Below are 13285 nucleotides of genomic sequence, written 5' to 3' on the forward strand. Positions count from 1 at the left end.
CGACGCCTTTCGGAGCTCCGATGCCAGTTCTTGGCCCTGCGCCTGTCACCCGGGCACTGCTGCTGGTCCTGATCGCCCAACCCCTGGTGGCCCAGACAGTCGATGCGCGTGCCTGTCAGGACGCGCGGGCCGCAGAGCGCACGCTGCACGCGGACAACCTCGCGGCGCTCAACAAACGGGTGGCCGATGTGAACGCCCGGTACAGTAAGGATCAGCGGGCCTGCACCGCTGGTCGGCCCTCGTCGCAGCAGATACAGTCGTGTCGTCGTGACGCACTCGACAAGCGGGCCGCATCCATGCGGCCGATCAACGATGATCGCACGGACGAGGACGCGCGACATGCCAAGGCGAACCTCGACATTGGCCGGGGGGCATGCACCGCGCGCACCGTGCCGCGTCCGCCCGAGACCACCGATCGCGGCACGCCCACACCGCCGGCCGAAGCCGAATCGCCAATCCTCGCCACCGACGAAAGCGCGCGCGTGTTCAAGCTCGGCGCGGAGATGAATGTCATCGCCGATGAACTGCAGACCACGACCAGCGGCAATCCAGGTGCCGAATTCCTGGGTGGCCTCGCCGACTGGGCCGGTGAAACGCTGCAGTTCCTGTCGCAGCGTCCCGGCGTACCGCTGCAGCAGATGGCGCAATCACTGGTGGACTATCTCACCAACGACAACACCGACAACCATCGGCAGCTGCGCGCATCGGCCGAGCAGGCGCTGAGGGAATTTCAGGCCAATCCGGCGCGCTTCATCGGCAAGAATCTGCCCAACGCACTCCCAACGGGTGGCCTCAATCGCGCTGGGGCGCTGCGTCAGATCAATGCCGTCGAGAAAGCCGCTGAGCGTGTGCGCCGCGTGGCCACGGCCCGTCGTCAGGCGAAGGGTTCCATGGAGCGCACGATGCGGCAGAATCGCGCGTACGGAGCCGGCACGCCACCGCAGCCATGTTTTGCCAGCAACGCCTGTTTCCCTGGCGCGATGGCTGAAGCCGATCTGTTCAAGGCCAGCGGTGGGGTGGGCGATGGCATCGGCGTGCGTGGCGTGTACCCCGACGTCCGCCCCGGTGGCTTTGGTGACGACATGGCGCACACGCCGGAAAAGATCTTCGAACGACTGGAGCCGCGCGGTACCGGCTATGCTCCTCGTCGGGCGGGCACGTTCAATCCTGAACAACTCGAGATGATCTGGCGCGGTCAGCCGGTGCCCATGGGATCGATGGCCGACATCAACAGACTTCTGGAGCGCGAAGGCATCGGCTCACAGGGGCTGGTGTTCGTGGAGTATCGCCCCGAGACAGTGCCCGGCATGACGGATGTGCGTGGTCATGTGTTCAATGCCCAGAACCACAACGGCACCATCCGTCATGTCGATCACACCGAACCGGGGCGTCGCGCGGTGCTGAAGGAGTCTCAGATCAACCGCGTCTTCTTCTTCCCGATGTGAGTCGAATCAGGACGTCAGCACGCTCAGGATGCGATCGTACGCCTGCTTCTCTTTCTCGTGTGAGGTGGCGAACTGATTGATGAGCTTGTCCACCAGCACGTCACCCGCGGAACGCAGCGTGTAGCCGGTCGCCTTGATGTAGTTGGCGCCCCACGGCTTGAGATTGTCGAGGAAGCGCACGCCAGCCTGGAAATCGTTGCTGCTGATTTCCTGACCACCCGACTTGAACATGCTCAGGTAGCGCATCTTGTCGCCGCAGATGCCGGTATTGAGCGTGAGCACGGAGATGAGCGGGATGTTGAGCGCGTAGCCGCGATACCATTCGCTGAACGCAAACGGACGGCGGTGCAGGGAGTCCTGCGACTGGCTGTTTTCCCAGTAACCGCGCGCTTCCGCGCAGAAGGCGTTGATGCGCACTGTCTCCACCAAGCGCCAGATGAACTTCACGACGAGCTCCGTCGCGGACACGGCGAGGTTCACGATGGCGCCAGCGCCGAAGCCCACGGCGTCCATCGCGAGTGCACCCGCGCCCTTCATCGTCTGATAGAGCCCCTCGAACAGGCTGAGCGTCATCGCACGCGTGATGGACTGCACGATCACGGTGGGGTGTCCCTGTCCGAGCTCCACATCCTTGCCTTCCTTCCAGGCCTTGAAGCGTGTGATGGCGGCGTCGATGGACTTGCCCACGCCCTTGGCGATGTCCATGCCCGCACCGACAAACGGCGCGGCCTTCGCCGCCAACAGCGACACGATGCCCTTCACCAGTGTCTTGATCATGCCGGAGATGCCTTCCACCGTGCCGAACTTCTGACGCACGATTTCTTTCACCTTCGCCACCAGCATGTCGAACCACTCCTGCAGCTTGTCCTTCACGATCTGAATGTTGGGCCGCTTGGCCAGTGCCTCGGCGCGCTCCGCATCACGCAGCAACTGCTCCGAGGTGACCGTGGTGGCACCGGCGCCCGCAACGATGCTCGGCTTGGCGTCCTTGGCCAGCGAAAGATTTCCCGGCTGGATCTGGGGAATGAGCTTGTTCTCGATCTTGTTGCCGACCGTGCCCAACAGGCCCATGCCCTTGCCCACTTTGCCGACGATGTTCTGATCGGATTCGCTCGAACCCGCAATATCCATCGACTGGCTGGCCATGCTGAAGCCGCCCTCGAGCACCAGCTTGAACAGGCCGGGCGCGACACTCACGCGACTGAACAGATAGAGCACACCCAGTCGTGCGTTGATCATGTCTTCGTGCATGAAGTCCGGCACGCGACCACTGCTGAACGCCCCGTCATCGTCGTCCCCGCCCGCGATCAGTGTGGCCAGCTTGTCCACGGCGCGCAGGTGATTGCGGGCGCTCTTCTTCCAGGCATCACCAACGCCTTCCTTCCGTTTCCACGCTTCGAAGGCCTGCGCCAGCTTCTGCTTCGCGAGGCCGGTACCGAGCTTCTCCAGTTCGAGGAAGGCGGTGTCGATGGCCTTGAGCTCAGCGCTGCGTGCCCGACCCATGCGGGCCGTGTCCTTCATCCAGATGTCGTAGGTGATGATCGCCACTGGAATGTCTCTATTGGGAGGAAGGGGAGAGACGCTAGTGCGTCAGCCCGTACACGACGTAGTTCGTCGCGAACTTGTAGGCGTCATTGGAAAGGTTGACGGGGTACCAACCCTCGCCGGACCACTCCATGTAGTCGCCGATGTCGTTGTTGAAATTGATGACCACCTGCAGACGCTGGCGGGGGTCATTGTTCTCGTGGATGCCCAGATACACGGCCTTGGCGGAGCGTGTGGCCGGATGCGTCATGCCATCGAGGGTTTGTATCTGAAAGAACGAATTGAACACCGGATGGGAAACATCCAGACGTTCGATACGCCCTTCAGGGAGCACTTTCTTCATTCCAGCTTCGAATACTTCCCATTGCCGATCGAAGTAAAAATCATCGACGATCAGAAAGCCGCCCTTGAGAATCCACTTGCGCAGCGCGGCGGCTTCTGCGTCGGTGGGATACCAGTAACCGGGCTCGGTGAGATACGCGACGGGATAACGCGTGAGTTCGGGGTCGTCGAGCGTATGCACGTTGCTGCCCTTGCGGTGCAGCTTGAGCGTGGAGAGATCGCCGAGGATGGCCATGAAGTTGCGCTCCATGGCGGGGTAGTCGGCGCTCCACGCCATGCGATAGCCCTGCGTGTAGCGCAGGCGCACGAACGTGAACCGTCCGTCGTAGGGCACGTTGGGTTCGATGAACATGCGTCCGCGCTGCGACCAGGCGATGGGCGCGGCCACGAGGGCCAGGAGGACGGACGCCAGCAACGTGCGGCGCTTCAGGGAACGGCGCATCTTCATAAGGTGCGCTCCCGGGGCGGTTCAGTCCACCAGCGCGGCGAGATCCCTTGGGGCAATGTGACGCCACCCCTCCAGCATGATCACCTCGAGCTGCGCCAGCGGGATCTCTTCCAGGCGCACCAGTACGGCCGGATAGCCGTTGTAGTGCGGCTCGGTGAAGAAGATCCCGGGCTCGGCGGCAATCATCAGATCACGCTCGGCCACACTGGTGGTGCGCACCGCCAGAAATCGCGGATTGGGAATACGCGCCTTCTTCGGGTCGATCCGCTCCAGCCACACCCAGGCAAAGCCCTTCGGCTTGTCCTTGAGTTTGTCCTTCACCACGACGTGAAACGCAAAGCGATCATCGGCTTCCTCGGCGCCGGGAAGCGACAATGCAATGCGACGAACGTCCTCCTGGGTGGCCATGAGCGTGCGCGTTGGGCTAGACGGTCGCCGTTGGGCGGTCCACCGACACCAACCGATCGATGGCGGCCAGTCCTTCGGCGCCGATGTCCAGCGAATGTTCGTTCACATACAGTGCGATGTGCTGCGCGCACACTTCGGGTGACATCTCCTGCGCATGCGCCCGCACATACTCGCGGCTCGCGTCGGGATGATCGAATGCATACTGCACCGAGGCACGAATGGCCTGCTCGGCGGCGCTGGCGAGAGCGGGGTCCATATCGGCCCGCGCGCAGATACCGGCCAGTGGCACGGGCAACTGCGTTTCGTGTTCCCACCAGTCGCCCAGGTCGATCAACTTGTGCAGCCCGTGATCGGCATAGGTGAAGCGGCTTTCGTGAATGATGAGGCCAGCGTATACATCGCCATCCGCCACTGCCCGCAACACACGATCGTAGCGCAGCTCGACTGTGTTGGTGAGCTGTGGCGCCGCGAGACGCAGCAGGCGATACGCCGTGGTCTCACGCCCCGGGATGGCCATGGTGCCACCGGCAATGGCCTTTTCGAGAGACATGGGCGCACGCGCCACCACCAGCGGCCCCACACCCTTGCCCAGTGCCGCACCACTGCGCAGCAGACGATAGCGATCGCCCACTGCGGCAAACGCGCCCACACTCAGCTTGGTGAGATCGAACGCGCCTTCGTGGGCACGCCGGTTGAGCTCCTCGATATCGAGCAGCACCGGCTTGATGGTGAACGGCGCGTCGATGAGGCCATGCGTGAGCGCATGAAACGCAAACGTATCATTGGGGCAGGGCGAGTAACCGAACGTGAGTTCGGGCTTCGCGTTGCTTGTCACGCGCCCGTCCACCGACGCAGCACGATGCTCGCGTTCACGCCCCCAAATCCAAACCCGTTCGACAGCGCATACTCGAACTCCCACGGGCGCGCGGCGGGGCCCACCACGGTGAGGCCTTCGGTGGCCGCATCGGGGGTGGTGAGATTGAGCGTGGGCGGCAGCATCTGATCGCGCAGTGCGAGCGCGGTGAAGATGGCTTCCACGCCACCGGCGGCGCCGAGGGTGTGACCGGTGGCTGACTTGGTGGCGCTGATGGCTGTGTGTGGGTTGGTGCCGAAGACCGCGCGCATGGCCGCGAGTTCCGCCTTGTCGCCCACCGGAGTGGACGTGGCGTGTGCGTTCACATGACCAACACGCTCGGGCGCGAGCTGCGCCTGCGAGAGCGCGGCGCGCATGGAGCGGGCCGCACCGTCACCGGTCTCCGGCCCGGCGGTGATGTGATACGCATCGGCTGCCGTACCAGAGCCCACGATCTCGGCGATCGGCGTGGCACCACGCGCGAGCGCATGTTCCAGCGATTCGATCACCAGCACGCCGGCGCCCTCGGCGATCACGAAGCCATCGCGCTCGGTATCGAACGGACGTGAGGCCTCGGTGGGGCGATCGTTGAATGCGGTGGAGAGGGCGCGGGCTGCGGCGAACGCGCCGATGCCCACCATGTTGAGTGCCGCTTCGGTGCCACCACACACCGCCACATCGGCTTCACCCGCACGAATGATGCGCGCCGCGTCGCCGATGGCCTGCAGGCTGGCCGCGCAGGCCGTGCCCGGTGCACCAAGTGGGCCCTTGAAGCCGTGACGGATGGACACCCAGCCTGCGGCCATGTTGGGCAGGAACGACGGCACGGTGAACGGCGACAGTCGGCGTGGGCCGGCGTCGTACGTGGTGCGCACGGCGTCGGAGATGTTGAGAAAGCCGCCCATGCTCGACGCGATGACCGTGGCCGTGCGGGCGCACTGTTCTTCGGTCTCGGGCTTCCACTGCGCCTGTTCGACGGCTTCGGCCGCGGCCGCGAGGGCCAGGGTGATGAAGCGGTCGACCTTCTTCGCGTCCTTGCTGGTGATCACGCGCGATTCATCGAAGCCATCGGGTTCGGACGCCGAGGGCACCACGCCGGCGATGCGGCTGGTGACATCGCCGATCAGATCGGCGTCGAGCGCGCGAATACCGGAGCGGGCCGCGAGCAGGTTGGTCCAGGCGGCGTTGACGGAAGCGCCGAGCGGCGAGACGAGGCCCATGCCGGTGATGACGACACGGGTGTGGTGATGACTCATGCGAAGAATGGGGTGACGGAAGTCGGCCGGATGTGTTGCACGATCAAAAGACTTCAGCAGCCGACGAGCGGTTGTCTCAGGGCATCACGGACGGCCGCGACGAGCAGCGGCGTGGCGTCGGTGATGGCTTTGAAGGCGAGGTCGAAGTGCCAGCGGGCGCGGTCCTGTTCCTCGATCTCGTTGCACACCGCGCGCACCTCGATGATGGGCACGCCGGCCTGCTGGGCGGCGCGGGCCACGCCGAAGCCTTCCATGGCTTCCACATCGCAGGGTTCACCGGCCGTGCCCTGCGTTCCGCCCACCCGGCCACTGGTGCCGATGGCGGTGACGCGGGCGTGGGGGAAGAGGCGATGCACGCCGGCGAGGAGTCGGACCGAGGCCGGGATGGTGTTGGGCGCCCATTCGGCGGGCACACCGAGGTCCACGTAGCGGGACTCGCTGCCGATGACGAGGGCGCCCGGGGCGATGCCGGCCGCGCGTCGGGCGCCGGCGATGCCCACGTGCAGGATGGCCCCCGGTCGTTCGTGGGCGATGGCCAGGGTGGTCGCGATCGCGGCCTCGACCGGCCCCACACCGCACTGGAGGGACCGCCAGTCATCGGGGGGCGCGAGTTCGCGGGCCGTGGCGGCCACCACGAGGATGCGCGAGGAGAGAGGCATTGCTGAAATGTAGTGAGGGCGGGCTCAACCCATGTCCTACTCTCACGGGGGAAGGAAGTGCCTCGGCGCGGCGCGTGGGGTGCCGTCCGTCGGGAATGTCAGGGGGCGCCCTATGGCGCCGCGGCTCGGGATGCCGGATGTTCGTCCGCACAACAATGCGCTGGGCACTCCCGGTGACATCTTCACGGAGCGCAGATGCAGAAGAACATGGGCATGCTCGACCGGACGATCCGGACGCTGGCCGCGGTCGTGGTCGGCGTGTTGTACTTCACTGGCGCCATCAGCGGCACCGTGGCGCTCGTACTTGGTGCGATCGCCGTGGTGTTTCTGGTGACCAGCCTGGTGTCGTGGTGTCCATTGTACATCCCCTTCCGATGGTCGACACGCGGGAAGGGCGGCGCGTAGCCGTGGACATGCGCGCGGCAAATTGATGCCGGTGCGGCGGTCGGTTCGACGTATGCTCGGGCATGTCTGGCAGCCGTCTGCTCACCCGAGTGCGCGAACGCGCCGCCGTGCGGCGGTACAGTCCGCGGACGGTGGATGTGTATGTCCGTTGGATCGTGCGGTTTGTGCGATTCCATCACCTGCAGCACCCGGCCGCGCTGGGTGACGCAGCGGTTCGCACGTTTCTCACGCATCTGGCGAGCGAGCGGAAGGTGGCCGCGTCCACCCAGAACCAGGCGCTGGCGGCGCTCCAGTTTCTGTACGGGGAGGTGCTGGAACGGCCGCTTGGTCCTGTGCAGGGGTTTCTGGTGGCCAAGGTGCCGCGCCGTCTGCCGAATGTGCTGTCGCAGGACGCCGTGCGACGGGTGTTGAACGCGATGAACGGCACTCCGCACCTGATGGCCGCATTGCTGTACGGTACCGGTCTGCGGTTGAGCGAGTGTTGTCAGTTGCGGGTGAAGGATCTCGATCTCGATCGTCGGGAATTGCGCGTGCGTGGCGGCAAAGGCGGGCGTGACCGCATCACGATGGTTCCCGAGTCGCTGGTGGTGCCGCTGCGGGCGCACCTGCGGGCGGTGAAGGTGTTGATGGCGCGCCGGGCCTCTACAGGCGGGGGCTACGTGACGCTGCCGGGTGCCATGGACCGGAAGGCTCCCGGCGCGAGCCGCCAGTGGGGATGGTGCTGGGTGTTTCCGGCTGCGCGGGAGTACTGGGACCGTGTTGCCGGGCAACGGCGTACGCATCATCTGCACCAGACCGTGTTGCAGCGCGCGGTGGCCGAGGCCGCCCGGTGTGCCGGCATTGGCCAGCGGGTGGGCTGCCACACCTTCCGGCATTCTTTTGCCACGCACTTGCTGGAGGCCGGCTATGACATCCGCACGGTTCAGGAGCTGCTGGGCCACCGGGATGTCTCCACCACGATGATCTACACCCATGTGCTCAATCGGGGCGGACGTGGCGTGCGGAGCCCGCTGGACGTTCCGGCGGGCTAGAGGTGTCGATCGCGGCGCTCTCTGCGCGGGCGACCCTTAGACTGCATTATCTGCAGCCTAATTGGTGAGTGCATTTGGCGCTTCGCACCGTGGCAAGTGTCGCCGGGGCAGCCACTTGGGGAAGATTTCAGGCGCGTCCGTCGAATTGCCTATGCTGCAAAAGGCGCGAATATAAAGTCGGGCTCGCAGTGATCGCCTGCAGCCTAATACGCGTTAGACTGCGCAACCACCTTTCTCAACTCCGATGAGCGTTTGCATCATCGCCGCTTTCCCGTGGGACTGTGTCAAGAATCGCGCGGGGATTTCGGCGCCGGGTGTTGTCGTATGTTCGGATACGCGAGTGACATACGGAAAGACAATTGGGCCCTGGTGGCTCACGAAGCAGTCAATGATCGCGAGAAATATTGTTGTTTGTTACACGAGCAGCCACGCGGAAGCTACGAGCTTAGCTATCAGCAAGAGTATTGGCAGCAAGACAGTGAAACGGATCGGAGACAACCTTCGTGCCGCACACGCAGCTCATGGCGGATTCACCGAATTAGTCGCAGTTGTTTGGCGCCAGAAGCAGACGCCTCAAGTTCTCGAGCTCATGCCGCCGAAATACGCTCCTGCCGTTCGAACAGGAATCATTGGCATTGGCGACGGAGCAGTCTTGGATTCGTTCAAAGTTCATTTTCGTGCAGATCTAGATCCAGAGCCTGAAGTACCTGGCCGCGAACAAATGGAACTGGCTTGGGAGCGTCAATTTGGCAAGAAGCTAGTTTGGCCGACCCCGTTTCTGCCCATCGAAACAGCCGCGAAGCATGTGGTGGAAGCATTGTCAGGAGCTATTGAAAATGCCGGAGGTCCGACCGTCGCTCTACCCGTTCAACTCATGACGATTACACAAGAGAGAGTACAGCAACTGCAGGCGACGAGCACGGCAGATCTCGTTACTTGGTCCGATGTCACTACTAGTATCGACAAGACTAGGTTTGCGCCGGTCAAGCCCGCACACGTTGCCATATCATCTCCGAAACGATCTGCGGTTCAACTGTTTCCGTGATTCGCAGCTCCGTGCCGTGCGTAGTCTAACGAGCGTTGCTGCAGTCAAAGGCATGGCGGTGCGCTGTGTAACTGCGCAGCGCTCCGCGCTGCTCCGTTCACAGACAATCTATGAGAGCCTTTGCAGCAGAACACGGCGTTATGCGACTAAAGCCCCCAATCATGAGCCTCGCGAAAGCTATTGCAGCACTCGACTCGACCGTCAGCATCTTTCAAGGTTCCGGCACGAACAAGATTCCGGATGTCGTCCTATTCAACTACGTCATTGACGTACAGGAACAGTCGCGGGCGGTCCAAGCCGTTGTTCAAGCGGGTGTACCGCGTGCGGCCTTCGTGAATGCTCGTGCCGCGATGGAGTCAGCTCTCGACGCATCCTATCTGGTTGCCGACCCGGCAGAGTACCGAGCTCGCGGTGCAAGGGCTCGGGTCGTTGAGATGTTCGAGCAGGAGCGACTAAGTCGGAGGGCCGATCTAGAGAAGACGGTACTCCCCGGCGCCAGCGAGGCGATGGAAGCTGCAATCAAGTCGGACGCCGCGCTCTGGGAACAAGATTCGAGGGGCGCTCGCGCGCTTCTGCTCTCGACATTCGAGCACTTCTGTAAGCATCCGCCGGGCATAGGAGATCACTGGAGCGGGCTCAATCGCATAGAGCTTTATCGCAGCTTGGCGGGCACGAAGGAAGAGAAGGACGAGATGGCCAAGATGCTCGACGTAGTGTATGGCCACCTCTCTCTTCATGCACATCCGAAGCCCCGAACCTCACAACGGGTGGCGTCGCTTGATCCTGACGGCACTCTCGTGATTGCCGGTAGAGAAAACGATGAAGAGCACGCGGTCAACGCGACCGTGCTGGCCATCCAACTCATGATAGCAGCCGTTGAACGACGCAAGGCGATGACGCAAGAAGTCGCATAACGATCGCTGCTACGGACGGGGCTGGATAAAGTACGCGGCTGGCTCGCTGCGCTCGCCTGCCGCATAGTTGTAAGGCCCCGCCGTAGAGCATGGCGTTAGGTAGTCCACCAGTGTCCTTGAGGCAACAACACTCGCTCCCTCAGAAAATGCCAATTGATCCGTCTCCGGACTTTCACTTCGATGGTCACTTGTCCACGGAAGCAAACATCGAGGCGTTCTTCAGGCACCTTGAAGAATCGGAGCCCGCACTCGCGGATCTCCTTCGAGATGCCGCCTTTGAGCTAGCGCAGCCAATGGAGGACGCTGAGCGGAACCGTGTTCGTCAAAGGCTCAACGCCGCGATCCTACGAGAGCTCGACCAAGCTGAGGCGCAGCGGTGAGACACTTCCTGACCAGCATCAGCATAGAGGGCTTTCGTGGTATCAATAATGAAGGTAACCCTCTCGTCTTGAAGTTTCAGCCCGAGAAGGTGAACTCCGTTTTCGCGCCGAACGGCTCTGGAAAGTCCTCCATTTATGACGCTGTCTGCTATGCCATCACTGGTGGAGTTCCTCGCCTCGATGGCCTGCACGATAGCGAAAACGGCAATGACTACTTTTGCAATCGATTCCACAGCAGCCAACGCGCGACGATTCTGCTGAGTCTTCGGGCGGAATCCGGTGGGACTGACATCGAAATCCTCGTTGAGAGGGACGCTAACGGCGGCAAGAACGTCAGCAGCCCAACCGGCCACCCAGCTCCAGAGCAGCTCCTGCGCGAGCTCGCGCGTTCGGTAGTGATGCTCGACCAGCGCCACTTCCAGAGCTTTGTCGACGATTCGCCGCTAAGCCGGGGCCGATCTTTCTCGGCCCTGGTCGGCCTGGAGCCGCTGTCTAGGATGAGGCGAGCACTCGAAACGCTGGCGAACACGCGCACGCTCAATTCGGACTTTCAACTTCCGGCGCTCAGGCAGATCGCTGTGGACAACCGGCGAAAAGTCTCTAAGAGCCGCAATGAACTCGAAAGCTCGTTCCTACGACTAACTGGTCAACCTCTCAATCCCGCAGCAGGCATCGAACAGGCTAGTCAAGAGGCCTGCATCTTCCTGCGAAGATTCCCGGCGATTTCGACGATTGTACCACCCGTTCGTCTTGAGGAGACCGATTTCGCAGCACTGCGGGAAGCGATCCGCAACGCAGAGCGCTCCGACCTGCAAGAGAGGTTTGTGTCGCTTGGAACCGAACTCGCACGCCTGCAATCAGTCAGTGCTAGCGTAGCCGAGCCAGACGCAAGCGCGATTACGCAGGCGATTGATGCCTATGCGGCATCCCTCGCGAAGACGAGAGGAAAGTCCTTTGGGGAGCTCCACGCGTCGCTATCGCGCCTACTGTCGGAACCCGAGTGGCTCGAGTCTACGGAATGCCCAGCGTGTCTGGAGGTTCCCGAAAGTCCCATTCGAGAGACCGTCGCGCGAATTGCAGATCAGTATCGCGAGGTCGAGGAGCAAGCGGAGAAGCTCGCGATGGTGTGGCGAGCTTCCGCGCTTCGGTCGAACACCCAGACGCTAGAGGAGTCGGGGGCTAGTTCGATTGCTCCCGCTCTCCGACGAGTGCAACCTCTTGACAGGCAGGTCGAGACGCGAGTCGTTGCCACGTCGGACGTCGAATCCCTAGTCGAATACGCGAAAGAGCTTCTGTTGCGGGTTGCGACGAGGATCAAAGAGCTCGAAGAGCAGCGCGCCTCAATTCTAGCTCAGCTGCCGCCATCGCTGGTCGACATTACGACCGCAGTAGAGTCCGCGTCGATACTCTCCTCAAAAATTTCCACTCTTGTCGACGCCGAGGTGGAGCTCTCACGATCGCAGGACAGGCTTGCTTCTCGTGAGAGATGGGAGCGCTTCGTCACACGCGCAAAGTCGATCTTCGCGGTAGCGGAGGTCGAACTCTCCACGGCTCGTGTGATGGAGTTGGAATCTACCTACCGTCCACTGTATCTCGAGATCATTGGGCACAACCAGGTGCTACCTCAGCTGGTAAAGTCGCCCACTGGAGAGGAACTTTACCTTCGCCTCGAAGGCTTCTTCGGAGAGACAAATCTGCACGTCGCGGCACTGCTCTCCGAAAGCTATCGGAATGCGCTTGCTGTCTCGATCTTCTTGGCCGCAGCCCTAGATAGTTCTGGCTCTATCGGCTTGATCTTGCTCGATGACGTGACGTCAAGCTTTGATGCCGGGCATCAGTACAAGCTCATGGAGGTGCTGCTTGGCAAAGTGTCGCGCGCGTCGAATCCGGTCGGGCCCCAGATCATCATTCTGAGTCACGACGGACTACTGCAGAAGTACTTCGATGCGGTCTCGAGTGATGGACGCCCTTGGCTTCACCAGAGACTGAAGGGTGCACCTCCACGAGGGCCAGTCATCGTCGAGGGCTTTTCTGGCAATCGGATTCGGCAAGCCGCGGAGACTCCGCTTCTGGCTGGAGAATTGGACGTTGGAGCGCAGTACCTTCGTCAGTACCTCGAACATGTTCTCTTGGAGATCATTCAGAAGGTCAAAGTTCCCGTTCCAATCGACTTCGCGATTCGCAGCGACAGGAAGCTCGTTAGCAATTGCCTAGACGCGATCAAGAGTTCTGTCGACCTGCACGCGAGAGCCGGCGACCTCATTTTGGAGCCGGCGCAGCTAGCCAGTCTCACCGGGACCCTAGTACCAGCACTTGTCGGAAACTGGTGTAGTCACTTTGAGACGGGAGCACTCGCGAGCTTCTCTCAGCCGATGCTGCTAGGAGTGCTCGCCAACATTGATCAGATCCGTGCTTGCTTTCAGTATCAGTGTTCCTGCGGTGGTACTGTGAAAGCACGCTACTATAGAGAGTTGACGGCGAAGCAGTGCGGCTGCTGATTGCGGACTACCTAACCTCGCGTTGGTCCTGTCGGCGGCTCAGCGGAGCGCCGTGT

General features: G+C 62.3%; 12 protein-coding genes. 6 read left to right on the plus strand and 6 right to left on the minus strand.

What is annotated here, in order from left to right:
- Window positions 1–20: 20 nt before the first annotated feature.
- Window positions 21–1445, plus strand: a complete 1425-nt coding sequence (locus VGE27_RS04670) for a hypothetical protein (RefSeq protein WP_331048471.1) — start codon at window positions 21–23, stop codon at window positions 1443–1445.
- Window positions 1446–1451: 6 nt separating this feature from the next.
- Here the strand turns inward: VGE27_RS04670 and VGE27_RS04675 are convergent, their stop codons facing one another.
- From VGE27_RS04675 to VGE27_RS04700, 6 genes are read right to left on the minus strand one after another with little or no spacing between them, the layout of a single operon-like run.
- A complete protein-coding gene (locus VGE27_RS04675; RefSeq protein ID WP_331048472.1) occupies window positions 1452–2993 on the minus strand; it encodes a hypothetical protein in 1542 nt (513 codons plus the stop codon).
- Between the two features lie 34 nt (window positions 2994–3027).
- Window positions 3028–3774: a DUF4159 domain-containing protein gene (locus tag VGE27_RS04680; protein WP_331048473.1), complete on the minus strand. Its 747-nt coding sequence runs from the start codon at window positions 3772–3774 to the stop codon at window positions 3028–3030.
- Window positions 3775–3801: 27 nt separating this feature from the next.
- Window positions 3802–4188: a hypothetical protein gene (locus tag VGE27_RS04685; RefSeq protein WP_331048474.1), complete on the minus strand. Its 387-nt coding sequence runs from the start codon at window positions 4186–4188 to the stop codon at window positions 3802–3804.
- A 16-nt stretch (window positions 4189–4204) separates the two neighbouring features.
- Complete coding sequence (locus VGE27_RS04690; RefSeq protein ID WP_331048475.1) at window positions 4205–5023, minus strand: 1,4-dihydroxy-6-naphthoate synthase; 819 nt, start codon at window positions 5021–5023, stop codon at window positions 4205–4207.
- Window positions 5020–6297: a beta-ketoacyl-ACP synthase II gene (gene fabF / locus VGE27_RS04695; RefSeq protein ID WP_331048476.1), complete on the minus strand. Its 1278-nt coding sequence runs from the start codon at window positions 6295–6297 to the stop codon at window positions 5020–5022. Before fabF ends, VGE27_RS04690 begins: the two co-directional genes overlap by 4 nt.
- 53 nt (window positions 6298–6350) lie before the next feature.
- Window positions 6351–6956, minus strand: coding sequence for a hypothetical protein (locus VGE27_RS04700; protein WP_331048477.1), 606 nt, complete (start codon window positions 6954–6956; stop codon window positions 6351–6353).
- A 195-nt stretch (window positions 6957–7151) separates the two neighbouring features.
- On the opposite strand from VGE27_RS04700, the gene VGE27_RS04705 reads away from it, so the two are divergent.
- The 5 genes from VGE27_RS04705 (at window position 7152) to VGE27_RS04725 (ending at window position 13229) form a co-directional block, all read left to right on the plus strand.
- Entirely contained in the window at window positions 7152–7361 is a 210-nt protein-coding gene (locus VGE27_RS04705; RefSeq protein ID WP_331048478.1) for a DUF2892 domain-containing protein, read from the plus strand.
- A 62-nt stretch (window positions 7362–7423) separates the two neighbouring features.
- Entirely contained in the window at window positions 7424–8392 is a 969-nt protein-coding gene (locus VGE27_RS04710) for an integron integrase (RefSeq protein ID WP_331048479.1), read from the plus strand.
- Window positions 8393–8636: 244 nt separating this feature from the next.
- Window positions 8637–9437, plus strand: a complete 801-nt coding sequence (locus VGE27_RS04715) for a hypothetical protein (RefSeq protein ID WP_331048480.1) — start codon at window positions 8637–8639, stop codon at window positions 9435–9437.
- Between the two features lie 161 nt (window positions 9438–9598).
- Window positions 9599–10351 (plus strand): hypothetical protein, encoded by a 753-nt coding sequence (locus VGE27_RS04720; protein ID WP_331048481.1) that lies wholly within the window; start codon window positions 9599–9601, stop codon window positions 10349–10351.
- 376 nt (window positions 10352–10727) lie between these two features.
- On the plus strand, window positions 10728–13229 hold the full coding sequence (locus VGE27_RS04725; RefSeq protein WP_331048482.1) for an AAA family ATPase: 2502 nt from the start codon (window positions 10728–10730) through the stop codon (window positions 13227–13229).
- The last annotated feature ends 56 nt before the right edge of the window (window positions 13230–13285 follow it).

Source organism: Gemmatimonas sp. (genome assembly GCF_036405635.1).
GTDB lineage: Bacteria > Gemmatimonadota > Gemmatimonadetes > Gemmatimonadales > Gemmatimonadaceae > Gemmatimonas.

What these genes read in the sequence shown, in the direction of transcription:
- VGE27_RS04670 (WP_331048471.1), top strand. Translation starts at nt 21, where the DNA reads ATGCCAGTTCTTGGCCCTGCGCCTGTCACCCGGGCACTGCTGCTGGTC.
- VGE27_RS04680 (WP_331048473.1), bottom strand. Translation starts at nt 3,774, where the DNA reads ATGCGCCGTTCCCTGAAGCGCCGCACGTTGCTGGCGTCCGTCCTCCTG.
- VGE27_RS04685 (WP_331048474.1), bottom strand. Translation starts at nt 4,188, where the DNA reads ATGGCCACCCAGGAGGACGTTCGTCGCATTGCATTGTCGCTTCCCGGC.
- fabF (WP_331048476.1), bottom strand. Translation starts at nt 6,297, where the DNA reads ATGAGTCATCACCACACCCGTGTCGTCATCACCGGCATGGGCCTCGTC.
- VGE27_RS04700 (WP_331048477.1), bottom strand. Translation starts at nt 6,956, where the DNA reads ATGCCTCTCTCCTCGCGCATCCTCGTGGTGGCCGCCACGGCCCGCGAA.
- VGE27_RS04705 (WP_331048478.1), top strand. Translation starts at nt 7,152, where the DNA reads ATGCAGAAGAACATGGGCATGCTCGACCGGACGATCCGGACGCTGGCC.
- VGE27_RS04710 (WP_331048479.1), top strand. Translation starts at nt 7,424, where the DNA reads ATGTCTGGCAGCCGTCTGCTCACCCGAGTGCGCGAACGCGCCGCCGTG.
- VGE27_RS04715 (WP_331048480.1), top strand. Translation starts at nt 8,637, where the DNA reads ATGAGCGTTTGCATCATCGCCGCTTTCCCGTGGGACTGTGTCAAGAAT.
- VGE27_RS04720 (WP_331048481.1), top strand. Translation starts at nt 9,599, where the DNA reads ATGAGCCTCGCGAAAGCTATTGCAGCACTCGACTCGACCGTCAGCATC.